The organism is Mesorhizobium sp. LNHC209A00, assembly GCF_000502915.1.
Taxonomy (GTDB): domain Bacteria; phylum Pseudomonadota; class Alphaproteobacteria; order Rhizobiales; family Rhizobiaceae; genus Mesorhizobium.
This window is the reverse complement of the sequence record NZ_AYWT01000024.1, coordinates 1-24057: the sequence shown is the minus strand read 5'-3', so window position 1 is coordinate 24057 and position 24057 is coordinate 1. Positions and strand designations below refer to the sequence as shown.

General features: G+C 60.8%; 19 protein-coding genes and 4 pseudogenes. 5 read left to right on the top strand and 18 right to left on the bottom strand.

What is annotated here, in order from left to right:
• Nucleotides 1–691: 691 nt before the first annotated feature.
• Nucleotides 692–2755, top strand: coding sequence for a carbamoyltransferase (locus tag X739_RS138700; RefSeq protein ID WP_023796259.1), 2064 nt, complete (start codon nucleotides 692–694; stop codon nucleotides 2753–2755).
• A 158-nt stretch (nucleotides 2756–2913) separates the two neighbouring features.
• Here X739_RS138700 and X739_RS01000000166745 read toward each other — a convergent pair.
• The 3 genes and pseudogenes from X739_RS01000000166745 to X739_RS138710 all read right to left on the bottom strand — a co-directional run.
• Nucleotides 2914–3569: pseudogene (locus X739_RS01000000166745) on the bottom strand (transposase); the annotation flags it as partial.
• Nucleotides 3570–4366: 797 nt separating this feature from the next.
• On the bottom strand, nucleotides 4367–5005 hold the full coding sequence (locus X739_RS138705; RefSeq protein WP_023783766.1) for an FMN-binding negative transcriptional regulator: 639 nt from the start codon (nucleotides 5003–5005) through the stop codon (nucleotides 4367–4369).
• A gap of 49 nt (nucleotides 5006–5054) precedes the next feature.
• Nucleotides 5055–5699 carry an XRE family transcriptional regulator gene (locus X739_RS138710; RefSeq protein ID WP_023776436.1) on the bottom strand — a complete coding sequence of 215 codons (645 nt, stop codon included), beginning with the start codon at nucleotides 5697–5699 and terminating at the stop codon, nucleotides 5055–5057.
• Between the two features lie 89 nt (nucleotides 5700–5788).
• Here X739_RS138710 and X739_RS138715 point away from each other — a divergent pair, with 89 nt between their 5' ends.
• Complete coding sequence (locus tag X739_RS138715; protein ID WP_023740430.1) at nucleotides 5789–6934, top strand: PLP-dependent aspartate aminotransferase family protein; 1146 nt, start codon at nucleotides 5789–5791, stop codon at nucleotides 6932–6934.
• A 548-nt stretch (nucleotides 6935–7482) separates the two neighbouring features.
• A complete protein-coding gene (locus X739_RS138720; RefSeq protein WP_023796255.1) occupies nucleotides 7483–9129 on the top strand; it encodes an MFS transporter in 1647 nt (548 codons plus the stop codon).
• 753 nt (nucleotides 9130–9882) lie between these two features.
• On the opposite strand, the gene rlxS is transcribed toward X739_RS138720, so the two are convergent.
• From rlxS to X739_RS0135885, 8 genes are all read right to left on the bottom strand, one after another.
• Nucleotides 9883–11853 (bottom strand): relaxase/mobilization nuclease RlxS, encoded by a 1971-nt coding sequence (gene rlxS, locus X739_RS138725; RefSeq protein ID WP_023796254.1) that lies wholly within the window; start codon nucleotides 11851–11853, stop codon nucleotides 9883–9885.
• A gap of 207 nt (nucleotides 11854–12060) precedes the next feature.
• A complete protein-coding gene (locus tag X739_RS138730; RefSeq protein WP_031252533.1) occupies nucleotides 12061–12747 on the bottom strand; it encodes a lytic transglycosylase domain-containing protein in 687 nt (228 codons plus the stop codon).
• A complete protein-coding gene (locus X739_RS138735) occupies nucleotides 12735–13283 on the bottom strand; it encodes a S26 family signal peptidase (RefSeq protein ID WP_023796252.1) in 549 nt (182 codons plus the stop codon). The genes X739_RS138730 and X739_RS138735 overlap by 13 nt, the downstream gene beginning before the upstream one ends.
• Nucleotides 13280–13549 carry a helix-turn-helix domain-containing protein gene (locus X739_RS138740; protein WP_023796251.1) on the bottom strand — a complete coding sequence of 90 codons (270 nt, stop codon included), beginning with the start codon at nucleotides 13547–13549 and terminating at the stop codon, nucleotides 13280–13282. Before X739_RS138740 ends, X739_RS138735 begins: the two co-directional genes overlap by 4 nt.
• 169 nt (nucleotides 13550–13718) lie before the next feature.
• The gene (locus X739_RS138745) at nucleotides 13719–14042 is read right to left on the bottom strand and encodes a DUF736 domain-containing protein (protein ID WP_023762782.1); all 324 of its coding nucleotides are present in this window, start codon (nucleotides 14040–14042) and stop codon (nucleotides 13719–13721) included.
• A gap of 654 nt (nucleotides 14043–14696) precedes the next feature.
• Complete coding sequence (locus X739_RS1000000169680; RefSeq protein WP_156940021.1) at nucleotides 14697–14912, bottom strand: hypothetical protein; 216 nt, start codon at nucleotides 14910–14912, stop codon at nucleotides 14697–14699.
• 262 nt (nucleotides 14913–15174) lie between these two features.
• Nucleotides 15175–16137, bottom strand: a complete 963-nt coding sequence (locus X739_RS138755) for a zincin-like metallopeptidase domain-containing protein (protein WP_023796248.1) — start codon at nucleotides 16135–16137, stop codon at nucleotides 15175–15177.
• Between the two features lie 536 nt (nucleotides 16138–16673).
• The gene (locus tag X739_RS0135885) at nucleotides 16674–16907 is read right to left on the bottom strand and encodes a helix-turn-helix transcriptional regulator (RefSeq protein WP_023735803.1); all 234 of its coding nucleotides are present in this window, start codon (nucleotides 16905–16907) and stop codon (nucleotides 16674–16676) included.
• Nucleotides 16908–17010: 103 nt separating this feature from the next.
• Between X739_RS0135885 and X739_RS138760 the strand changes: the two genes are divergently transcribed.
• Nucleotides 17011–17292, top strand: coding sequence for a DUF2285 domain-containing protein (locus X739_RS138760; protein ID WP_084056563.1), 282 nt, complete (start codon nucleotides 17011–17013; stop codon nucleotides 17290–17292).
• A 141-nt stretch (nucleotides 17293–17433) separates the two neighbouring features.
• Here X739_RS138760 and X739_RS02260 read toward each other — a convergent pair whose 3' ends face one another.
• From X739_RS02260 to X739_RS138775, 7 genes and pseudogenes are all read right to left on the bottom strand, one after another.
• The gene (locus X739_RS02260) at nucleotides 17434–19296 is read right to left on the bottom strand and encodes an EAL domain-containing protein (protein WP_023796245.1); all 1863 of its coding nucleotides are present in this window, start codon (nucleotides 19294–19296) and stop codon (nucleotides 17434–17436) included.
• Nucleotides 19297–19590: 294 nt separating this feature from the next.
• Nucleotides 19591–20772: a 5-demethoxyubiquinol-8 5-hydroxylase UbiM gene (ubiM, locus tag X739_RS138765; protein ID WP_023796244.1), complete on the bottom strand. Its 1182-nt coding sequence runs from the start codon at nucleotides 20770–20772 to the stop codon at nucleotides 19591–19593.
• Between the two features lie 419 nt (nucleotides 20773–21191).
• Nucleotides 21192–21324, bottom strand: a pseudogene (ccoS, locus tag X739_RS1000000168760) (cbb3-type cytochrome oxidase assembly protein CcoS).
• A gap of 153 nt (nucleotides 21325–21477) precedes the next feature.
• Entirely contained in the window at nucleotides 21478–21762 is a 285-nt protein-coding gene (locus X739_RS1000000170920) for a BON domain-containing protein (RefSeq protein WP_023796243.1), read from the bottom strand.
• 1 nt (nucleotide 21763) lies between these two features.
• Nucleotides 21764–22489: a cbb3-type cytochrome oxidase assembly protein CcoS gene (gene ccoS / locus X739_RS1000000170915; RefSeq protein ID WP_280940071.1), complete on the bottom strand. Its 726-nt coding sequence runs from the start codon at nucleotides 22487–22489 to the stop codon at nucleotides 21764–21766.
• A gap of 89 nt (nucleotides 22490–22578) precedes the next feature.
• Nucleotides 22579–22920 (bottom strand): annotated as a pseudogene (locus X739_RS1000000170910) (nitrogen fixation protein FixI); the annotation flags it as partial.
• Between the two features lie 11 nt (nucleotides 22921–22931).
• Nucleotides 22932–23702, bottom strand: a pseudogene (locus X739_RS138775) (HAD-IC family P-type ATPase); the annotation flags it as partial.
• A gap of 148 nt (nucleotides 23703–23850) precedes the next feature.
• Here X739_RS138775 and X739_RS1000000170175 point away from each other — a divergent pair.
• Nucleotides 23851–24057 (top strand): hypothetical protein (locus X739_RS1000000170175; RefSeq protein ID WP_210164771.1); only part of this gene is annotated, 207 nt, incomplete at its 3' end.

The window sequence follows — 24057 nt, the reverse complement described above, 5'->3', positions numbered from 1 at the left end:
CGCCGATACTCATCGTTTGGTTGACAGAGCGCTTGGAATGCCATGCGCTTCACATCGGAGTAGCCATCCGGGAAGCCTGAAGCGCTTTGAAAACGCATGTGCTGCGGCTGTTATTCATAGCGTGGATGACTTTGATCAAAACAATCGATTTCATCACTCTTCCGGAATCGTGCATGGACAAAAAAGAGCCTCACGCACCAATCACACGCTGCTCTATCGCGTGACGAAAGCTGCCTTGGGAATAATCCAAAGGAGAAAATCTTCGATGCGCCCTGACGTGCAGTGGAGGTCGTGCCGAGAAAGTGAGTTGCAACTGGCCGACAATGTCGGGCGGTGCGACCATGGTCGCTTCGGAGAATGAAATCGGGCCAGTTCGCGGGGGCGGTACTGTTATTCGTCGACGGCCGCCCTTCCCAAGAACAGGCGGCATCGCAAGTTGGTTCTGCCGATGAAAACGACATCGCCGGATACATGTCAGCAGCCGCTCAGGATTGGATGATCCAGCCAAGCTCTCGGCGTGATGGCACCGTAGGCGTCACAGTCGAAGCATCTCATTGATCGTTTATGAGGCTTTCTTCGATGCCGCTGATGCCTGACGGGCGGTCGCAGCTGCAGGCGACAACACGGCCTATTTAGTTGGAAACAGTCGAGGTAAGCCAATTTGGCTTCCCGTTACTATTTGGAGAAAGAAATGCTGTGCCTAGGAATCAGCGGCGGACTTGACCAAGTCCATGAAAACCGATTCGAGCGTCCGAACGCCTTTATGCACGATGGCGCCGCGGTGCTCGTCCGAGACGGAAAGGTGATAGCCGCCGTAGAAGAGGAACGCCTCAATCGAATCAAGCACTCGAACAAGCTGCCAAGTGGTTCGATTCAATACTGTCTCTCGACGGCCGGGGTTCAGCTCAGCGACATTGATCGTGTCGCGGTCTACGCCAGCGAGCCCTATGCCAACGCCATGCTTGAAGGTATGTCCGCTTCCCAACCGGACATTCTCTCCACTCCGTTGGATGCTAAAATGTTGGTGCAGAACCTGTTAGCGCGTGAGTTCGGCACTAAGTTGGACAGTTCGCGTATTTCATTCGTAGGTCATCATCAGGCGCACGCCGTGAGCGCCTTTGCAATGTCGGGCTTCGAACAAAGTCTCATCCTAGCGATTGATGGCTGTGGTGATTTCCTGTCGGGCCTTGTGGCGGTAGGGTCTGGCACAGAAATTACGCAAATCGAGGCTTTCCCGGAGGACAATTCTCTTGGGCTGTTTTATCTCGAGACGATCCGCTGTCTCGGCTACGGCATGTTCGACGAGTATAAGGTAATGGGACTCGCGCCCTATGGCGACCCCGCTCCCTATCGCGAGCTCTTCGAGCAGTTCTACGAGCTCTCCGCCAACGGTGGCTACCGTGTTCACCTCGACCGCATCGGTCCGGCGTTGCTCCGCAACATCGAGATCAGGCGAAAGGGAATGCCTTTCACCCAGCAGCATCGAGATGTGAGTGCGTCACTGCAGGAAGCGCTTGAGCGGATCGTGTTCCACATTCTCCGGCACCACCGTGAGGCCACCGGCATGAAGCGGTTGTGTCTGGCGGGAGGGGTAGCCCACAACTGCACGATGAACGGCAAGCTGCTGTATTCAGGGCTTTTCGAAGACATCTTCGTGCAACCCGCGTCTCACGACGCTGGCTGCGCATTGGGAGCTGCGCTGATAGTCTCTAACGAGATGGGCCGCCCCGCGCCGCGTGAGCGACTGCAGGAGGTCTATTGGGGTCCTGATCTCGGGAGCGACCGCGCCGTGGAACAGGAACTGAATGCATGGTCCGGACATCTCGAGGTTGAACGCTCTTATGACGTAGCGAGCAGTGCAGCCCACTGGATCACCAACGGCGCCGTGATCGGCTGGGTGCAGGGTCGTTCGGAGTTTGGGCCACGTGCGCTGGGCAACCGCAGCATTCTTGCCGACCCTCGGCCCGCTGCAAACAAGGACCGGATCAATGCCATGGTCAAGAAGCGCGAAGGCTATAGGCCTTTCGCACCATCTGTGCTGGAAGAGGATGCGAGCGAATTTTTCGACCTCCCGGACGGTAAGCACGAATTTCCATTCATGAATTTCGTCGTTCGCGTGCGTGACTCAAAGCGCGCCTTGTTGGGTGCCATTACGCACGTCGACGGTACGGCTCGGCTGCAAACAGTATCGCGCGATGCCAACCCCGCTTACTGGGAGGTCATCAATGCGTTCAAGAAGCGGACAGGCACTCCAATTCTGCTCAATACGTCCTTTAACAACAATGCTGAACCGATCGTGGATACGGTTGCAGACGCGATTGCCACATTTTTGACGACAGAGCTGGATGGACTTGTGGTCGGGCCCTTCCTGGTAAAAAAACGGGCTGCAACGCTGCAGGATTGGACTGCGCTTGCGATTTCCTTGCCTCCCTCAGTCTCCCTCCATCAAACCCGTGCTTACACAGCGCGAGATCATCAGGAGACTGTCTGCGAGATTATTCCGAACCACTCCAGCATTGACAGTGTGCGAATTTCAAACGACCTGTTTAATCTGCTGATGCGGATTGAGGGCGAAGCCGTGTTAAGCGATCACCTCAATATAATTGCGCCGGATCAGGCTGAGCATGAAGCTCTGCTGGAGGACCTGCGAAGACTGTGGGAGCAGCGCCTGGTTCGGCTGCATCCCTCACAAGCTGCTCGGATGGATCATGGGTCCGATAAAACGCCGGACCAGCCTAATAGGCTATCAATGTGATAGAGATGCCGCTCAAGCTCGGCCAATCAATAGTGTTCATCGACCCCGCCTGCGAGCTCACCGCTGTGATTAGAGGGGTCGAGGTCGCCCTGGTCAGTATGCTTAGGAATGCTATTGAATGGGTCGTGTGCCTGGGTTGGAAAGGCGGGTCTGGCCTCACCGGACTTCTGTGTCGAGAGGTCCAGCCCGCAAAACTTTAGAAACTGGCGATGATGACCTAAGCGGCGAAGATCGCCGGCTTCGGCAATGACGGTCAATGCCTCGATCGGTCCGATGCCCGGGATTTGTCGCAGGAGCTGATAATCCTGGCTGTGCCGCAGCAGATCGTCGGCCTGTGCTTCGATCTCATTATGTTGCCGGACCAGGCTGCGTGCTTCGTCAATGACCATCTGGAACATGCGAATGGCAGGCGCATCAAGTCATCCAGTGGCAGCGGCAATCCGATCGATGGGCGCGCCGTCTCGAAAATATTGCCGTCAGAATCTGTGTCTTGCTGACCTTGCGGCCGACGACATCCCAAGCTGCTGCCACAAACTCCTCCTTCGTCAGCGCCGTGATGCTTGCTGGGGTCGGAAAGGCATGGAGGAAGGCAAAGAACCAATCGCTGCGGCTGTTCCCCCGGAAGCGATCGATCTCGGGAAAATACAGCGGCTGGTAGTGTGTCAGCCTGCGGTGCTGGATCTCGGTCTTGGCCCTGGCGATCGCTTCATGTGTCTTCGACAGTTCCTGCACTTCGTTGATGCCGGCTCGCAGCGGATCATGGTAGACCTGCGTCGCCTGGTATCCTGAGCATGTGTAGGATCACCTGGGCATCGATCTTCTTGCCGAATATGACGCCGAAGGCCTTAAGAAGCCCAGGCATCTGTTCGCTGACGAGAAGGTCACGTGCCGACAGCAGCACCCGCACGACACAGGTGCCGTGGCTCTTGATGCGAACCTGCTTAAACCATCCGGTCCGTCCGATCTGAGCAAGGCCCGCCGCTCGTGGCGGCCCGATTTGTCCGGCATCATCGAGAGGGCGGCGCTTGACACGATCGGAAGTCCGCGCTCGTTAACTCGTGCCAGAGCCAGATCGCAAGCGGTCACGGCTCCATGCCGATCCGCTCCGTTTCCGCAGTTCCACAGTCCCGCCCGCATCTCCCAGTCGCGCCCGGGTAGCCATTGCGCTGCAAGGCGGGTCTGATCGCTACGGCGGCGCCGCCACCATCTCCATCAGTCGGTTCGGCGACAAAGCCAATCATCTCCCGTAAGAGAAGTGCTTTCGGGCAAGTTCCGCAGGTTCAAGGAGATCGTTGACGGCGCCGCACTTGGAGCTGCGTCGAGCGCATGGTCGAGCTTGCCGCCCAAGGTACGTGGCTTCGAAACGCGTGCGATTGCGCCTCATAAACCGCTGCGTGGCTGGTCGCGGACATACGAGGGGGCGCAGGCGCCTGAAACGAACCCGTCGGTCACGACGGAGCAATCCTGCCGCCTGACCAGGCGCGTGGAAAAGTATCACAACGGTGACCACAGCGTCGCTTCAGGCCGTCAAAAGCTATTGCCGTGCGTCAAGGCGGGCTAGGTGACCCGTCAGAAGCCGGCACCAGCGGCTTTGTCGGGACAAGACACATGCTATTGGGATTTGGCCGCCGCAGCCGCGAGCATCGCTTCTCCCATCGCAATGGCCCCTTGGGCACGCAGCATTTCACCAGGGTTCTGAATGTCGCGCAAGTCTTTGTTCTGGCTGAGTTTTGATTTTCCAACCAGGCCGGTGATCTCGATCTCCAGGGCGACGATTGCCTTAACCATCGTGTCGATGAAGTCCTTCGGCGCGTCGCCCATCTTCCACGGGGCAGGCTGCGAGGCTTCTTGCATATGAGTGAGCTTCGCCACGTTACGGCGTACATATCGCTCATCATCCCGGACAGTGATGCGTCCGTGGGCGTGGACGACGAGATAGTTCCACGTCGGCACCTGCTTGTGGAGTTCGTGCTTGCTTGGATACCAGTTCGGCGAGATGTAAGCGTCGGCCGCACGGAAGATTACGAGAACCTCATCGCCATTGGCGACTTCCTCCCAGACTGGGTTCTTGCGAGCGACATGGCAATTGAGAACGCCCTTGTCTCCCTTCGAGCGGTCAAGCTCGAAGGGGAGGTGGTTCGCGTCCAGTGTGCCTTTGCTTTGGGTGACGAGGATACCAAGCGGGTGTTTCTCGATAAGCTCGAACAGGGCGTTCTGATCAGGGACGGCAAAATGAGGCGGAACGTACAACGGTTTATCTCCTGTCGCGAATGTGCGGTTGCTAGTAATCGGCGGAGCCTTACGGAACGGGCTCCTGAATCTTCGCTGCCGTCGACGAGTGCCCCGGATCTCGGTGTCCACCACGCTCAAGAACCGCCATCGAGAAATGGGCGGGCACATCAGATGCCGCCGCGTATGAGTGCGGTTGGTCAGTGACAAGCCGCGCACTCTCGCCTTCGCTTAAAATGACCACATGGGTACCTACCACAACGCTCAGGGCACCCTGACTGACCGAGATCAACTCGCGCGTATCCGGACTATGAGCATCCGCGGAAAACACGTCGCCCGGCATAATGACCCAGCTCCACAATTCGAACATCGTGCGTCCCGAGGTCGACGAATGCAGTTGTGCAGAGCTTCCCTTGGCGCTCGTCCAAAGCCTCCTGGTCTCTGTCCGCTCGATGGGAAGGCACACCGTGGAAGGGTGCTCGTTCAACAAATCGGCCACCGAGAGCGAAAACGCCGCCGCCAGCCGACACAGTATGCCGATACTGGGGTTCGCCCTACCCTGCTCCAGCGCGACCACGGTTCCCTTGGACAGGCCGCTTAGTTTAGCCAGTCGATCCAGGGTCAGGTTTTGGTCACGCCTCAAGTCTCGGATCCGGGCCGCTATCGCTTGCCCAAGGACCTGCTCGGCATCAAAGGCTGTCGTAACATCGGTCATTATATTGACTTAGGACCTCGGCTCACCTATTGCGGTCAGTATAATGACCGGGGCGAAATTGCAACTGCCCGTTAGGAAGGAAATAACCGATGCGTTTTGAGACGAAGGCGATCCACTGCGGCCGAGGGGTCGACGCGTCCACGGGGGCCGTATCCATGCCGCTGCACACCAGCACGACGTTCGAACGCGGTGTCAACGGGTCATTTCCGTCCGGCTTCGAATACACAAGGGATGGAAATCCTACACGCAATGCGTTCGAGGCGGCCATGGCGACGCTTGAGGGAGGGGAAGACGGCATCGCCTTCGCTTCGGGCATGGCCGCAATCGCTGCAGTTTTCGAGAGCCATCCGTCGGCGGGTCGGATCGTTCTGCCGGATGACATGTATTTCGGCATTCGTTCGCTGATCGAAGAGACCGACATTGGGTCTCGCTTCGACTTTGCCCCAGTCGACATGCGCGATTTGGACGCTTTGCGCGCCGCGGTGACATCGAAGCGGACTGGCCTCGTCTGGATCGAGACGCCGTCAAACCCGATGATCCGCGTTGTCGACATTGCGGCCATCTGCGCAATCGCGCACGAGGCAAACGCCTTGGCGGTGGTGGACAATACGTGGGCCACCCCAGTGCTTCAACTGCCACTCGAAATCGGGGCAGACGCAGTGATGCACTCGGCGACAAAGTACATTGGCGGCCACTCGGATTTGATGGCCGGTGTCGTCATTGTCCCAAACGCGTCACCCCTCGGTCGCCCATTGCGGATGGTCCAGAAACACAAGGGCAGCGTCGCAGCGCCCTTCGACTGTTGGCTGGCGTTGCGGGGCCTGCAGACATTGCCGGTCCGCATGCGCGCCCATTGCGAAGGCGCCCAGAAAGTGGCCGAGGCCCTGGCGTCTCATCCGCGCGTCGAAAAAGTGCTCTTTCCTGGTCTGCAAACTGACCCGGGACACGATCTTGCTACGCGGCAAATGAGCCATTACGGAGCGATGCTATCCTTTATCGTCGAGGGCGGAGCCGATGCTGCAATGGCCGTGGCCGGCCGCCTGAAGATTGTTGTCCGGGCGACAAGCCTTGGCGGGACGCATTCTCTGATAGAGCATCGCGCATCCGTTGAAGGTGCGAAGTCCAAAGCGCCAGGCGGATTGCTGCGAATTTCTGTAGGGCTTGAACATCCTCAGGACATCATCGATGACCTGATGCAGGCCCTAGGCGAAACCTGCAAAGCGGGAGTCCAATGACGGGTGCAAGAACTCTGGCGCCGCTTTATGTGGCGGCTGGCGCAGCCGACGATCGGCAGAACAATGTTCCTGCTGAGTAGAACGCACGTCCTCTGGTGAACCGCTACCGCCGTGTCGCATCGTCTCGGGCGCGTGGTCGCATGGGTGATGAACGTCTTCGGGTTTCTGGACGATGGCCACGCGCTCGACCGGAAGCGGAAATACCCAGATTTGCCGTTGACCTCCTGCTGCTCGACCTCGTCGGAGATCGCGGTCAACAGATGGGATGGATGTGCTGGCACTACGGCAGTTTGACAAGCCCGGCCATCGGGGCGCTAGCACCGTCCAAAGCCAAGAGTCGCAGGGCAGAACTGACCGCACCAAGCGGGCTGCGGGACCCATCAGCTAACGGCCAGGTTGGTACCTCAACGCGCATCAGCACCGTGGATGCGACATTGTCCTTGTTGCGAGCGCGATCTCGGAACTTCGTTGTGACGCAGTCAGTGCAGAGAGCGCACCGCTGTAATCAAATGAGCGGAAGAACGACTCCCAGTGGAGGTGAAGAAGTGATGCGGCGTCAAGATCCTCCGCGCTTTGCGGCAAACACACTGATCCCTCTTCACAACCCGGTCTTTCGTTCTATCTGGACAGCCACGCAGATATCCAGCCTTGGCTGGCTGGTGCAGAGCGTGGCTATAAGCTGGCTCATGGCCACGATTTCAGCCTCCGATCTGATGGTTGCGCTCGTACAGGCTGCATCGACACTGCCCGCGTTCTTCTTGTCGATCCTTGCTGGAGCCATTGCAGACAGCTTCAGCCGCCGCGGCGTGATGCTTGCCGGACACTGCCTGATCGCACTGGCATCCACGGCGCTGGCACTCTCTGTGGGACTGGGCTTTGCTAGTCCATGGCTGATCCTGGGACTGAGTTTCTTGGCCGGATGCGGCTTTGCCTTGAACGATCCAGCCTGGCACGCCTCGGTCGGCGATATCCTGGAAAAGCGCGACATACCCGCTGCAGTGACGCTGATGTCGGTGGGGTACAACGTGGTTCGGAGCATAGGACCGGCGCTGGGCGGTGTAATCTTAGCTTTGCTGGGCCCCCTTACGGCTTTCGCCCTCGCCGCGCTAAGTGACCTGGTCCCGTTGAGCGCTGTTTTGCGCTCACAGTGGCAAGTTCGCTCTTCGCCTCTTCCGCGCGAGCGGATGACTACGGCCATTCATGATGGCATGCGATTCACGGCGATATCCTCAGAGATCAGAGTGGCGATCGTGCGTGCAACCCTGTTCGGGCTATCAAGCATCTCGATCCTTGCTTTGCTCCCCCTCCTGGTTCGCGACCAACTGGCGGGAGGGCCAATTGTGTACGGCGTGCTATTGGCCGGCTTCGGCACAGGCGCCTTCATCGCCGGCATTGGCAGCAGCTACTTGAGACGCATCACGTCCCAGAACCGATTGATCACGCTCGCATCCGTTGCTTGCGCAACGTGCTGCCTTTTGATGGCCCTCACATCGTCGGTGGCTGTGGCGGCGATCGCGCTTGCAATCGGTGGCGCTGGCTGGGTTGTCACCTGGACCGGAACCGACGTGTGTGTGCAGTTGGCAAGCCCAAGGTGGGTCGTTGGTCGCACCCTGTCCATTTATTACGCCCTGACCTACGGCGGCATGGCAGCGGGTAGCTGGATCTGGGGTGCTGTCGCGCAGTACTATTCGCTGACGTGGGCTTTGGAAGGTGCTGCAGCGGCACTGTTGCTGGTCGCGGCTGTGGGAAAGCTATTGCCGGTGCGGCTATGGGAGGAATCGGATCAAGCGGCCGTCGACTTCAGGCCACCAGAACTGGCCCTCCCTTTGAAGCCCAGGAGCGGTCCGATCGTGATCAAGGTGGAGTACTCGATACTCGAGGAGAGTATCGATGAATTTCTGAGCTGCATGCGCGAAAGGCGGCGCGTTCAGAGCCGCGCCGGTGCGCGGGACTGGACCCTCCAGCGAGACCTTCAGAAGTCGACGCTTTGGACCGAGACATTCCGCACGCCGACATGGACGGACTATCTTCGTCTAAACCATCGACTAATGGTGAATGACAGGGACATAGGCGAGCGCCTTGCCGCTCTGCACATGGGTGATTCTCCGCCTCGCATCTCACTTTCAATCGAGCGCTCGACAAGCCCCGCCCCCGGCAGCCAAGTCCAGCCTGTGCCTTTTGTATCGCGCCCGTGAGAAAACCAAGACTTGTCTGGGCTTGGACACGGAACGAGCTACTCCTTAATTTGTTGAGCCTGCCCGGATTGCAAATCGTTCCGGCCGGTTAGGCGAGCATGAGGATTCGCGTGGCAATTATGTCCATCACGGGTCCCATGTTCAGCCCGACACCCCCCTCTCTGCCGCCAGATCGGCTGAGCACGGATTCAGGTCGCCTGTCCTTTGCATAGCGGCGGGCAACGAATAGCAAGGGGCGGAGGGTATCCTTGTCTGCGAAGCGGGCAGAGGAGGATCCGCAAGGCGGGTTGCTGGGGAGACGGGCCGCGCGCCTCTTTCCGCCTAGTTTTCTCCGTTACAAAGTCCTCCCGGGACGGACTGCCAGTTCACGCCAGGGCCAACAGCATGGTTGCTCGCACGGGCCACCGCCGCGTCTGCCGGTCCTGCGAGTAGAATAAGATCGGGAAGTGCGCTTCATCCTCGATGCCAGAGCTCGCGTCGCCGTACCGCGGCCGCCAGAGCCCCTTGCGCTGTCACGAGTCAGCCCACCTTTCTAGCTGGCAGCCATCGGCAGCCGATCCGCAGCACCTGTCGGCGCGCCTTCCGTGTCAACGCAGAACATGATGCATATTCCCAGCGCTTTTTGACAGAGCGAACTACAAAATGCGGAACACTGACTCTCCGCCAAATGAATGCTGCGAGCAAGCAGCAGGCGGAGGAACTCCGTCTGGGCTGAGTATGTGTTTCAACGCGGACAAATAAAGCATAGCCAGTTCACGAAACCCCGGGCCCGCTCCTCTGGCGTCCGATCGTCCAGGAAATCTCCTCGGCGCGCACCACGCCAGACACCTCCTTGCCGATATGATGCTCAAGCACCGGCCGCCAAGGCACCAGCGTGAACTCGCGCGATTTCTCGATGACACCGTATTTTCCGCCGGCGAGCTCGACGCAGCAGCGCAGCGTACCGTCTATTCGACTGCCATGCCGCGCTTCAGAATACGAGAGCCCGAGTTCGTCCGAGAGCTGACTGGCAACACGGTTCAGCTCTCGTTGGCGCAGCATCGAAAGCATGTTGGCACGATAGATGACCCGATCCTGCGCATCATGGGCAAGACCTTGCGCGATCAGCCACTGCTGTCGGCGGGCCTGGACCTGACGTACTTCGCGACCGAAGCCAGAGTCGCGCAAGGACTCAGGGTGGGCTGATACCAGCTCCTGGTCGATCCAGGTGGCGCCGTCGAAGCCTACTTGGCTCTCCAGCGGCATTGATGAGAGCTTGTCGACGACAACAGGCTGGGCCCTCGCTCGCTGACGCTCGTAATCCGCGACGCGGTTGAGATGGTCGGGCGCGACTGTCCATGTGCCGTCCGGCTCGCGCTCGACGCCACCGGTCGCACGGCGGATCGCCTCCAGTCGCCGCACGTGCGTTTCGGCAAAGCGTTCGGTGGCCGAGGGGTCATGCTTGAGATGGATATCGATGCTGTAGCGCCCGTCGTTGACCGTGGCGATGCCGGCAATTGTGCGGTCGACTTTTCTTGGCCCGGTGTCCCTCGGCCTGACCCGCACTATGCAGCCCTCTGGTGTCGGTTGGGTGGCCTCGCCTTTGCCGATATCAAAATAGTGGCTTTTGCCGTCCACGCCGTCGACGACGAGGTAATGGCGGTCAGTGATTTCGTCGGCCAGCCCGCGCCCGACGACACGTCCGACCACGGTTTGAGCCGACCCGTCGGATCGATCGTGGATAAGATGGTCGGCGGCACTGCGGACGAGCCCCTTGCCGGTCAGCTCGCGATGGATGGTCTTGACGATGTCGCCGCGCGCGCCAATGCGGCGTAGCGTGGCTTCGAGCTCATCCTCCAAGCGCCAGCGACCGGCAGGCATCTCCCCGCCGAGGCCCATCCGCTCGAGCTTGCGCAGGCGGCCCTGGTGCAGCGTCTGGCGAAAGGTGTGTCGGCTGGCCAGTGAGACACACCCCTCATCGTCGCGCATGCGCATCAGCTGCCGGTCGATGCTGGTGAAGCGTTCCTGATCCATCTCCTGGCGCAAGCGCTGCTCGATCTCGCGGTCGGTGCGCGGGCCAAGGTCGAGGCTAACCAGTTCGGCTGCGCGCTCGCGCAAGCCAGAGGAGATGTAGTCACGCGCTATGACGAGGTTTTCGCCGTGATTGTCCCTGCCGCGCACGATGATATGGGTGTGAGGATGGCCGGTGTTGAAATGGTCGACGGCCACCCAGTCTAGCCTGGTGCCGAGGTCTTCTTCCATTTGCGCCATGAGGCGCCGGGTGAGCGGCTTCAGGTCATCATACTCGATACCGTCTTCAGGGGCGACGATGAAGCGGAACTGATGACGGTCACCGTTCGCGCGATCGAGAAAGGCCCTGCCGTCCGCGTGGTCATTGTCGGCAGCGTAGAGCTCGCCACGCTCGCCTTCTCGGGTGACGCCGTCGCGCTGGAGGTAGCGGAGGTGCGCACGAGCCCCGTCGACTCCCTTGCCGGCCAGCTTGACGATGCGTGCCTTGACGACTGCGCGCCGCTGCCGAAACGCCGCGTGGCGGTCGCGCGCTCTAAGAACGGCGGCAGCAGCCCCGCCGCGCCCCACCCGGCTTCCGATGAAGCGGCTGCCGCGTCCGCTCCTGCCGCCTGCTCGGTTGACCGCGGCCTGCACCTGGCCAGCGTAGCGTTTGCCCGCCTTCGAGCCGCGCCAGCCAATTTTGCCGAGCTTCGGCGTGAATTCGTCATCCTGCATGCGGCCTCCGATGAACCAGCAGCAAAATCAGAAGCTTGCCCACCAGACCCTCCTGGACCCGCAGGCAACCTCCTGGGAAAACGATGTGCAGACAAACACTTCGCCGCCTCCAGGAGGCGCTGCCTTTATCTTGCCTTCCGCGGACCTGCCCCTGGCCTTCCGCGGACCTGCCCCTGGCCCCCGCCCGAACCACGGTAGCTGCTGCCGTCACCTGGGATCCGGCCGGCCTGACCTTGCTCGCTCCGATCCGAGCGGCACCAGGAGTTGGCCATTCGGGCCGGTCACGGAAACACCGTTTCGGAGAAAAAACAGCGACTGCCCGGACGGGATTCCCGGCGCGCTTTTGGAACGGGATTTGCCGGTGAACGCGTCCATATCGGCGGCCGAAATGCCCGCCGCCTTGATCTCTTCCAGATACGAAACCGTCTCGCTGGGCAGCGGTCGCCCGCGCTGCAAATGCTGCTCGTAGCGCTCCGGCCCGGCGTTATAGGCTGCAAACAGGCCTGGAAATCCGAAGCGGTCATACATGGAGCGCAGATAGGCAGTGCCTGCCAGAATGTTGTCGCGAGGGTGGTGTGGGACGGCTCCCAGGCCAAGCTCTGCGCGCAACTCCTCGTAGGTGGCTGGCATCACCTGCATGAGGCCAATGGCGCCGGCGCTCGACGTGACCGGCCGCCCATTGAGCGTCGTCTGCCCCCGGCTTTCGGCATCCATGACGGCATAAATCCAGGTCTGTGGAATGCTGAAACGCCGGCTTGCTTCGGCTACGAAGGGCTGCCATCTTGCAAGCTGCGGACTATGGGAGATGACGACCGGCTTCGTGTTGGTCGCGGCGGAACAGGAGCATGGTGCGAGACACGCCATGCTCAGCATAAGGAGGGTCACTCGGTCCATAGCGGCACGAGCCTCCCGATGATATTTTCGGTCGGCACCGGCCCGAAATAGCGGCTGTCGAACGAGCGATCTTTATCGCTGCCGAGCAGGAAAACCTCGTCGGCGGCGAGTTTTCGGCATGCATTCCACCAAGGCAGCGGACGGTGCTGCGTGTCGGTTGCAAGCCGGCGCGCGGCTATCTCGCCGCCGATGATGATGGCGTCGCCGAAGGTGCAGACATGCTCGCCGGGCAGCGCCGCAAGGCGCTTGACCAGCGGCACGTTGCTGGGCAGATAGAAGCGTTCGGCGGCGAGATCGGCGACCGGTCTTGGTGGGCGGACGAGTACGAGATCACGACGAGCGGGCGATCTGGATGCGACGCGATAGAGGCCGACCGGCGCACTCGCCGAGGCGTTCCAGACCAGCCAGGGCGATGGTTTGCCGAAGGCGGCGAAGCCGATCAGGCCAAGGCCGATTGTGACAACGACGATCGTCTTGCGGGCTCGAATGCGCCGCAGATGGCTGCCGATCAGACGGATGGTGGGACGCCGGCTCATGAGCGGCCTCCCTCACCGGCCGAGCCGGATTCGTGCCCGCCATCCTCGGGCGCGGTCTCCTGCGCGTGCCCTTTCGACCAGTCGTCGAGTTCGGCGATGTGATAGCGGACATAGCGGCCGTGCTTGCGGAATTGTGGGCCACCGCCTTTGAGGCGCATCTTCTCCAGCGTGCGCTGGGACAGCCCGATATAGAAGGCCGCCTGCGCGGTGTTGAGAAACGGACTGCCCTTCTTGGCGCGGGCTGCGCGTTCGTTTTCGTCGTCCATGATGATCCTCGGTTCGTTACGGGCAAGCGAGGCGAGGATCGGCGAGCGAGATCGTTTTGGGGACGGGCGAAGAGTGGGGGGCGAGTTTTCGCCGCCCCTTCGGCGGCCTCACGGGTCCTGAGAGAGGCCCTGCGCCGGTTGGCGGCGCAGGGCTTTGCGGGTCGGCCGGTCAGTCGACCGGGTTCCAGATGATGGCGTAAGTGTCGTCGTCATCCTGGCCGGCGGCGCGGCCCAGATTGGCGTAGAGCTTTCGCGGGCCAAACTCGGGGGCCGCAATCGACAGGCTCACATAGTCCTTGCCGGAGGTCTCGCCGGTGCGGATCCAGGCCGCACCCACTTCGACCCCTTGCGTCAGCACCCGGAAGTCGGGATGGGTGTCGGCGCTCTTTGCCTGATTGGGCACGATGTCGATGTCGGCGCGGACGCTGAGCGTCTTGAGCTGGCCCTTGTAGCCGCCGTTTTCCTGTTTGGTGACGTATCCGATTGCGGTCATTTTCAGTCTCCTCTTGGTGCTCGCAGGGGACCATTCCCCTGCGATGGCGGACCGTGATGGGCGCGTCCGGACCGCCGGAACCGGCACGGCCGCAGCGATAGCGGAGGACCCGAGCGGGGAGTTTTTTTGAAGCGAAGCGGCGCGAGGAAGCCGCCGCAGGCGGCGGGGAAAAAAGCTGCCGGCGAGGGTTTCGAGCGGGCCGGATCCGCCCATAGGTCGTCAAGCCAGGCGCAGGGGAATGGTCCCTGAGACACAATGGAGACAGGTTGCGCGATCGGGGGCACAACGAGCAGGCGGCAATATGCGGGGGGCCGGCGGCGCGGGCTCTCTCGGCAATCGGATTGGCAATTGGACCCACGCGCCTGGCGCCTCAGCAAGCAATCCGGGGCGGTGCGGGGCTGCCCAAATGGGGGCGAATTGACGTTGGAATTTATCGCACGCGGCACTGGCTCGGCAAGACGATCAATCGGAGCCGGCGCGGCCCGGAGCGGCGCGCGCCTCCTTAGCGGCAGTACTCGAGAAAACGCCGCTCGGGCCCTGATCGACTATTCGCCACGAACAGCGACTGCTTCCTTGCGCACAGATCGGCGAATAGGAAGGCCTCGCGGCTGGGCAGCTTGCGGCCGGGAATTTGATCCAGCGTGCAGCCAGGCCTCAACTTGAGGCGGCGGCCATTCTCGCCATCAGGAAGCCGCGGACCTTCCAGGCGAAACTGCTGTCCGCGCCATGCTTGCCGCCGATTTCGGCGAGCATCGAATCGGCGATTTCCTTGTCGCGCAAGCGATCGAAACGCCATTGTCCGGTTGCCGCCATATGCCGACGACGCGCACGATATTGTCGTCGCCAAGCGCCCACCTTGCGCGCGAACATGCCGGCGGCAGCAAGGGGTCGCGATTGCCGCTGGCCACCACCGGGCAGGCCAACAGCTTGTGCCGCATATTGCCGAATGCGGCGTCAGCCTTGCAGCCGGCAAGGCTGGCAGTCACTGTCTCGTTGGCTGCGCGCTGCGGCTCGGGGCGCACCTTGGCGATGCAGATCGGCATAGTTCAGCATCGGGCCGGTGAGTTCCGGCGCCGTCAGAAATGGGCATCTGCTCGCTTTGCGGCGTCGGCCAGTTGAGCATGGTGCATCGTCATGCCGCAATCCCTTCTTGCGCCTCGCCTTCGGCATCGGCCTGAAGGCCAAGCAGGAAATCGGCGGCCTTCGAAGCGAGGCTGGCGGCACGGAATATAGCGCGGTTGTCCTCGCGCAGCACCTTCAGCCATGAGCCGATGTAATCGGCGTGACGCACGGTCGGCTCGATGCCGAGATTGCTGCAGACGAAGGCGGCAGTGATTTCGGCGACCAATTCTTCACGCGCGTAAGCCTTGGAGCCGAACGAGCCGGAGAGGTCGCGAGCAAGCCGCGTCGGGTGGCCGGTCCAGTGGCCAAGCTCGTGAAAGCAGGTCCGGTAATAGTCGATCTGCTGATGGAACGCTGGCTGCGGCGGCACCTGAATGTGGTCGCTGCCCGGCATGTAGAAAGCGCGATCGCCGCCGACCCTGAAATCCGCACCGCTGGCGCGAATCATGGTTTCGGCCTGCGGCACGATCTCGCACTGAGGCAGCGGCTCGGCGGGGGCATGGAGGGGTTCCGGAAGACTGTCGCACTGCGCGACATTGAAGACGGTGAAGCGCTTCAGAAAAGGCACGGCCTGTGGTGCATCGCCCTCGTGGCGTGCGCGCTCCTTCTCGTCCTTGGGGACAAAGCGGTCGGCATGCACGATGGTCGTGCCGCGCTCGCCTTTCCTGACATTGCCGCCCAGGGCAAGCGCCTGCCGGAAGGTCAGCCAATTCTGGCTGGGATAGCCGCGCTCGATGACGGCGCCCCACAGGATGAGGATATTGATGCCGGAATAGCTGCGCCCCGTGGACGCATTCCTCGGCAGGCCAAGGCCTGCTTTTGCGCTGCCCCATGGCTTGACCCATGGCACGGTACCGCGCTCCAGCTCGGCAATGATGCGGTCTGTGATCTCCTGATAGAGGCTGGCGCCCGGGCGCCTGCCCTTGCCTGCGCCAGCCTCTCCGCTGGTGGTACGCTTGCTGTTTGCATGCATCGTTTCATCCTCCGCTCACCAATCGCCGCGCCTTTCCCCGGAAGCGGGGTGGGCGGCGAGTCGCGACCGGAAGGCCCGCCGTGGTAGGCGGACCGCATCCGAAGGACCGGAACGAAGAGGAGGACCCTGACCGGCACGCGAAGGGTTGCGGGCTGCCGCGGCGGGTCTAGAAGGGAGTGCCGCCCACCCCGCGCCGCCGGGAAAGGCCAACAGACAAACCGCGCCGCCCGCAAGGGCGGCGGCCGTCACAGCCCGAAGGGCTGCCCACGCCAAGGGGCGAAGCCGAATGGCCGAGACCGCCTGAGCTTGCCGAAGAAAAGCGGGCTCGGTTCACGAGCACCTGGTGCGCGTCGTCAGGCGCGCGGGCGCAGCCAAGTTTTTTCGCACATGGTCAGGCGGCGAGTTACGTCGAGAACCCACAGGCACCGCCGCCGTGCGCGCGGCTTCCTCCGAAAACCAGCGCTCGCCTTTCAACAAATTGAGGCATTGTCCTAGACAATATTCCTGTCCGGATCATGATAGATGCGGCGCGCCCGCTAGGACCGGAGGCTGGACAGAATCTCGCACGGATCAGCGTCAATGGCCGCAGTTATGTCGAGAAACTCGATGACGTCGAGACGCCGCTCTGCGCCCTCGTACTTGGCCACGAAGGATTGGGGACGACCAAGCTTGTCAGCCAGCTGCTCCTGGGTCAGGCCTTTGGCCTTGCGCAGCGAAACCAGCTGGGCCAGAAACCGCTGGTGGCGGGGCGATCGAAGGGATTTGGGCATGGAGGCGAACCGGTCGGGTAAAGACCGGATCAGCGACTAATCCCGGTTTCGGATTATCCCATTTTGGGATATACTGCGTGCGCTCACAGGGAGGTTCGCAGGCATGAATGGACCAATGGGAACAGATGAGACTCGAAGCTCAACTTTGAGCGAAGAAGTCCCCTGGTCGGAGAACCTCACGAGCTACGACAGGGAGCATTTCACGATCTACCTGCGGATCCTGGATGCCTGTGCCGATAATGCCAGCGAAAAGGAGATGGCCGAGCGCATTCTCGGCATCGACCCGTCCATTGACCCGGTCCGCGCCCGCAAAGCTCTTCGCAGCCATATCGACCGCGCGAACTGGATGGTGACGACCGGCTACAAGGAACTGTTCGCCGGCTGATGCACAGCGCCCACTGCCACGTGTCTCGAGCAGGCAAGTCTCTGTAGCCAAATTCGGCAGCGCACGGCCGCGACAGCCGGCGCGGCGGGAGCGGTCACAACTGGTTCGCGTGCTGTTTGACTGCCATTTCCAGTGCTTGCATCAAAGGCACAGCCTTGGAGAAGAGGAGCCTTGAGCGGTTCGGCAGCCAAGCTTGTGCAGGGTTTGCCGATCCGCCTCTGTTTCGACGCCCTCCGCCATGACCTCGATCCCGAGCATCTCACCGAGTTCGATGACCGATTTGACAAGCAGTCGGTCCTCTCGGGACTTGGCCAAGCCGCGAATGAAGCCCTGGTCTATTTTCACCTTGCGTATCCGACGGTCCTTGAGAGATGCCAAGGTAGAAAAGCCGGTGCCGAAGTCATCGAGCGCGATGGAAATACCGGCATGTGAAAGCCGTCCGAGCTTTTCATCCACTCTGTCCGGGTCCACCGGCGATTCTTCGGTAATCTCGATTTCGAACATCGTCGCAGGCAGGCCTCTTGCCGCCAGACCATGCAGAACCATGTCGTCGATATCGCCGGCTTCCAGTTCGCGAGGGGAAACATTCATCGCCACACGAATGTTACGACAGTCAGCCTTCACCAAGCCGTCGATAAAAGCACAACAGTCGGCGAATACGGTTTGCGTCAGCAGCTGAAGCATTCCGGTTTCGCGTGCGGCTGTGATTATTTCGGGTGGAGAGATGGCACCATGCGTCGGATGGCACCATCTCAGCAAGGCTTCAAAACCGACCACGGTCTCGGTTTCGAGTTTCACGATCGGCTGGAACCAAGGTTGCAATTGTCTCGTCTTTATCGCCGAATGAAGATCCCGTTCGATGGACTGGCGACGTTGCAGTTCCCTGTCGAGTTCGGCATCGAACAGGCAAAATTCGTTCCTGCCATGGCGCTTGGCCGTATACAGGGCGATATCCGCCCGCAACAACATTTCAGTCAGGCTCGGCGTCTGCGCCAAGTATATCCCTATCGATGCCCCGACCCGCACGGACGCGACCTCGATATAGGGGCGAGCAATTTTGGCTATGATATTGGAGGCGAGATCACTGGCAGAAAGCGAAGCTCTCGTTGAGGGAAAAACCAGCACGAATTCATCGCCGCCGATACGAGCGAGCGTTGAGCCTTCGGGTGCTTCCTGCTCTATGCGGCGGGCGATCATGACAAGCAGTTCATCACCGGTCCTGTGACCGTAGGTGTCGTTGACAGATTTAAAGCCGTCCAGATCAATCAGCATTGCCACGAAGGGGCCATCCGCGGTCTTGAACCGACCGATGGCGTGTTCGAGGCCCCGCCTGTTGAGAAGGGCGGTCAGATGGTCCTCCTTGGAGTTGCGCTCCATTTCCGACGCAAATCGCTCTGCCTCATGTCTCAGGCGGCTTGCTTCGCGGAAGCGCGCCTGCCCAACAAACGAAGCTCGGACCAAGCCGCCCATGAAGAGCAGAACGGTGGAAGCCAGAATGTAGCGTTCAAAATTGCCTTTCGCCAAAAGGCACGCCACCGTGATGAGGAGTGGAGGTGTGATGAAGCTGGTCGCCGCCGCGGCATACGAACTGCCATATGTAACCGCACCAGCTGAAATGCCCGCCAGTATGACCAGATGCATCGGTGCTTGTGGTGTTGTGTATCCAACAGTCAGGACGGCCGGGAAGGACCAGGCAAACCCTGCCAGAAGGGCAAGGACGCCAAACATGCGAAGGCGCGGCAAAACGCCAAGCAAATCCTGATGGCGCTCCGTTTCCTTTAGCTGAAAACGGGCGAGTGCAAGCCGGGCGGCATTTAGCGCATTGACGACCAGGAACCAGCTTGCAGCGGCAAAGCCGCCGCCAGAAAGGGCCTGCACCGCGCAAATCAGGCCTGACAGGATCGCGCTTATCGGCATCGACACGAAGAGCCCGGCCCTCAGGTCAGCAAGCTGATCCTGACGGATTTTGGCCTCCAGCGATTCTTCTTCCTTTAGGGGTGCCATGAATGGACCAGCTTGCTTGCGTCGTTGTTCGCGAGGACCAAACCTATGCAAGCCCACTGAAGGACGGGTTAACTACCCAGCGAGGGTAACCAGTGCGCTCACCATGCTTCGGGTCACACCTTTGGCTTAGCATTGCCGAATCATCAAGGCTTCGCCCGCGCGCGTGCCTTGATCCGAATCATGCCATGATCGGCAACGTCACCAGGAGACAGCCTTGCCCCGCGACGACGCGCGCCAGCAAGACAAGGAAGCCTCGCCGAGACAGCGTTCCAGAGCGGCAGCGCTCTGTGCGATTCACCGCCTGAGCATGGCCGAAATGCCATGGCGGACAAAGGGAAGATGTTGGGCAAAGCGGAGCCCAGCATGTCTTGCAAGCCGTGCCGCCGGGTGCTCGCTTGAGTAAAGACCGACAAGCATGTTGGTGGCATGATAGAGCGGCGCCGCCGACAGCCGCAGCCGGCTTTCGTATCTGCCGAGCATGTCGGGATCGGCAATGTCGCGGCGGGCGCGACATGCTGTCAGTATTTTATGAGCGAGTTGCTTCTGGCCGCTGAGGCCGATGTTGAAGCCATGCGCGGTCACCGGGTGCATGCCGATGGCAGCGTCTCCGATCAGTGCCGCACTCGGAGCCGAGAACTTGTGCGCCCAGGTCGTGACCAGCGGATAGGCATGGCGGGTGCTTGCCAGGGTCATCTCTCCGAGACGTCCTCGACACCGGTTCATCAATTCCATGAGGAACAATTCGTCATCGAGAGCAAACAGTCTGTCGGCCTCACTTGAGCGCAAAGTCAGAAGCAGCGACGACACGCCTCCCACGAGCGGCAACATCGCGATGGTCTGATGGTGGTCGAACCATTCGACCGCGATCTGGTGATGGAAGCGCTCGTGCCTCACTCGGCAAATCAGCATGGAGTGGCCAAGCGGATGGATGTTTGCGCCAATGCCGAGCAGGTCGCGCATCGCGGACAAACGCGAATCCGCTGCGACGAGCAGCCGAGCGGCCAATTGCCTGCCATCAGAAAGCGTTATGACCGCCTCGTCTTCGCTATTTGTTGCATTGACGACCGAGTTGCCGCACAGCAGCCGGGCATGGTCCTGGAAGTAGACAATTTTGAACAGGGCATCGCGGATCTGACAATTTGGGACCAGAAATCCGAGTGGTTCCCCAGATCGGCTGAGAGCATCGAAGCACAGGGCGAAAGGGCTCGATCCGTTGAGCACGCGCGCGCCATGAAGCGGTGATTTGTCCGATGCGGGGATGGCGTCCCAGGCGCCGAGCTCGCGCAGGATTCTCACTGATGCGTGGGTCAGCGCGATCTCGCGACCGTCGAAAGCCGGATTCGCCAGGCTGTCGAGCGACTGCCGTTCAACCACTGCCACCTTGAGTTGGTTCCGGGCGAGCGATGCTGCGAAGGCAAGCCCGACCGGCCCAGCTCCGACGACAATGATGTCGAATGTTTCCACAGAGCCGGCCATCAGCGTGCCGCCATAGCGGCTATCTGCGATACGAAGCGCTCTTGAAGCATCGCAATCACCCACGGTTTGCCGCTCATCTCCCCAGCGTCGATAGACATGCGTTCTCCGTTCAGAGACGGGTCAATGAAACCACGCCGTTGAAAAGATAACGCTGATCTGGATCAACCAGGCTCGACAAACCCGGCGGCGGCGGGTTCACGGTCGAGTGGTCGATTGCCGTGAAAAGGTCTGCATGTCTGGGCATTCTGAATGGTCGGCTTCCCAACCGGCGTGCCCCTCCTGGCCAAAGGTTCGGCAACGTATATTGGCTGATCCGTTCTTCGCACGCGCGCCGTATCGTCATGACGCGGGCAATCGCCAGCGAAGACTAGGTCGACTGACGACCAGCATCCGCACAGTCGTTGGCGCCGCCAGCCGGTTCAGCCTCGCGGATCTTCCCGATCGATAAGGACCCGCTCGGCGGAGCCGTCAAGATCTTCGTATTGGCCGCTCTTCAAGGTCCACAGGAAGCCCCGGTCCAAGCCCCACCAAAACAGGCAGCGGCCATCGCATTTCCGTCAGGACGGGCGTCTTGCTGCCGACAGCGTGCTCGCCAACCATGACGGCGCTATACGCCGGAGGAACTCGCCGAAGGCCTCATGTAAAGTGATGTGGAAGGGAGCAGAACCAAAGGGACTCTGCTCCGCGTGCCCGCTTTTTTCGCAGCTACGAAACGCTCACAGAGAACGGATCCGTACTGAGGAGGAGGCCGTCCTTGACTTGCCCGACGCCGGCAACCTTCTCAGCCGCAACGATCGCTGCCTTCCGTTGACGCTCGTCGACAATCGTCCCCTTTAGTTCGACAACGCCGTTGCTGACCCTCACATCGATCAAGTCACCACCGCTCCAGGTTTGTGGCTGCACTTCGGCAAGGATAGCCTTGCGGATCAGGTCGTCATCGGGTGGCGTGGTGCCCTGTTTTGACATGGCGCGGATCAGGACAAGCAGCAAATCAGTTCGCGTGATGATGCCGACGACCCTTTCCCGATCGACAATCGGGACATTGTTGATGCGNGACAAGCAGCAAATCAGTTCGCGTGATGATGCCGACGACCCTTTCCCGATCGACAATCGGGACATTGTTGATGCGGTGTTGCATCATCAGGTCGACAATATCTGCAATCGAGGCGCCGGGAGGCGCCGAGATGACGTGTGTGGTCATCACCTCATGGATGATCCGTCCGTTCGAGCGCACATAGTCATTGGCGGTTGTGCCCGGGCCAAGATCAAGCTCCAGCCAGCGCGGACGCACACGCTGGGTGCCGAGTTCCTCTCGGCGCAAGAAGTCGCTTTTGCTTACAATGCCAACCAGGGTGCCGTCGCTGTTCGTTACCGGCAGGCAGCTGACTTTATTGGAAAGCATGAGCTCGACCGCTTCGGCGATCGTCGCGTTCGCATCCGTTGTGATGACTGGCTTTGTCATTATGGATTCGGCTTGCATCCTCACCCTCCTGATTTTTGCTCGGACGACGATAGGGCATCCCGACCCGCGGCGCTTTGATCTGGGGCACTTGGAACGAGTGGTATTCTCCGCGCCGTCGTCGCTGTCGATGAGAATGCGCTCCGCCGCGCCATCGAGATCCTCGTACTGGCCGCTTCTCAACGCCCAAAGGAAGCCGGAGAGGCCGAGTGCNCCAAGGAATAGCGCTACGGGGATGAGGTAGACGAGCGTCGTCATGACGATTTGGCCAAGGCGCCGGCCCGCGCAGGCCTGTCTTGCCGCGCANCCAAGGAATAGCGCTACGGGGATGAGGTAGACGAGCGTCGTCATGACGATTTGGCCAAGGCGCCGGCCCGCGCAGGCCTGTCTTGCCGCGCAATTGCGGACGACGCACCCGTTGCGAAGCCTTGCAGACGCATGGCATTTCCAATCACGAGCAATGACGAGGCTGACATCGCGACCGCAGCGATAAGAGGCGTAACATGACCCAGAATGGCGATCGGCACCGCAATGGCATTATAAACGACCGCAATTGTTATGTTCTGTTGGATCAGGCTTCCCGCCTTACGCGACACGTCCAGCGCCAGCGGCACCGCCATAAGGCTTTCGCGCAGAAAAACGAAGTCGGCTCTATTGCGGCCAATGTCGGCGGCCGTGGCAGGNGCAATGACGAGGCTGACATCGCGACCGCAGCGATAAGAGGCGTAACATGACCCAGAATGGCGATCGGCACCGCAACGGCATTATAAACGACCGCAATTGTTATGTTCTGTTGGATCAGACTTCCCGCCTTGCGCGACACGTCCAGCGCCAGCGGCACCGCAATAATGCTTTCGCGCAGAAAAACGAAGTCGGCTCTATTGCGGCCAATGTCGGCGGCCGTGGCAGGTGCGATCGAAACATGCGCAGCGCTGAGCGCCGGCGTATCGTTGAGCCCGTCGCCAACCATCAGTACCTTGTGCCCGTCTCTCGCCAGGCTCTCGATGCATTCAACCTTGCCCGACGGGAGCAGGCAGGGAACGAAGTCATCGACACCCAACACGTCCGCAACCTCGGCGCAGGATTTCGCGGTGTCGCCCGACAGCATCTCCACGCGCACACCAGCGTTGTGCAGCTGGTCGATGGCTGTTCTGGTGTCGACACGCAGCGCATCCTTGAAAACGAAGGACGCGGCAATCATCCCGTTTTTCGTCAGCACTGTTCCGCCATAGCCATGTTTGCCTTCGCCGCCGGTTCGAGCCTTCCAGCCAGCCCATCCGCGTCTACCCAGCCGCCAGGCGCTACCGGCGGCTGTAGCTTCGATCCCGAAACCCGGGTGCTCGGTCACCGCATCGAATTTGTGCTGGCTGCTGCCGATGGCAAAGCCGGCAATGGCCTTTGAATATGGATGACGCGAATGCGCGGCCAAATCGGCAGCGATTGCCAGCATNGCGGGTTCGAGCCTTCCAGCCAGCCCATCCGCGTCTACCCAGCCGCCAGGCGCTACCGGCGGCTGTAGCTTCGATCCCGAACCCCGGGTGCTCGGTCACCGCATCGAATTTGTGCTGGCTGCTGCTGATGGCAAAGCCGGCAATGGCCTTTGAATATGGATGACGCGAATGCGCGGCCAAATCGGCAGCGATTGCCAGCATGGCGGGATCAATAGACGACGCGTTGACCAGAGTGGGCTGGCCAAGCGTGAGCGTACCGGTCTTGTCGAACACCGCCGTGTCGATTGTCGCCAGACGTTCCATGGCCGAGCCGTCCCTAACCATGATGCCGTTCTCGAACAGGCGCCGTGCTGCGACCACCTGGACGATTGGAAC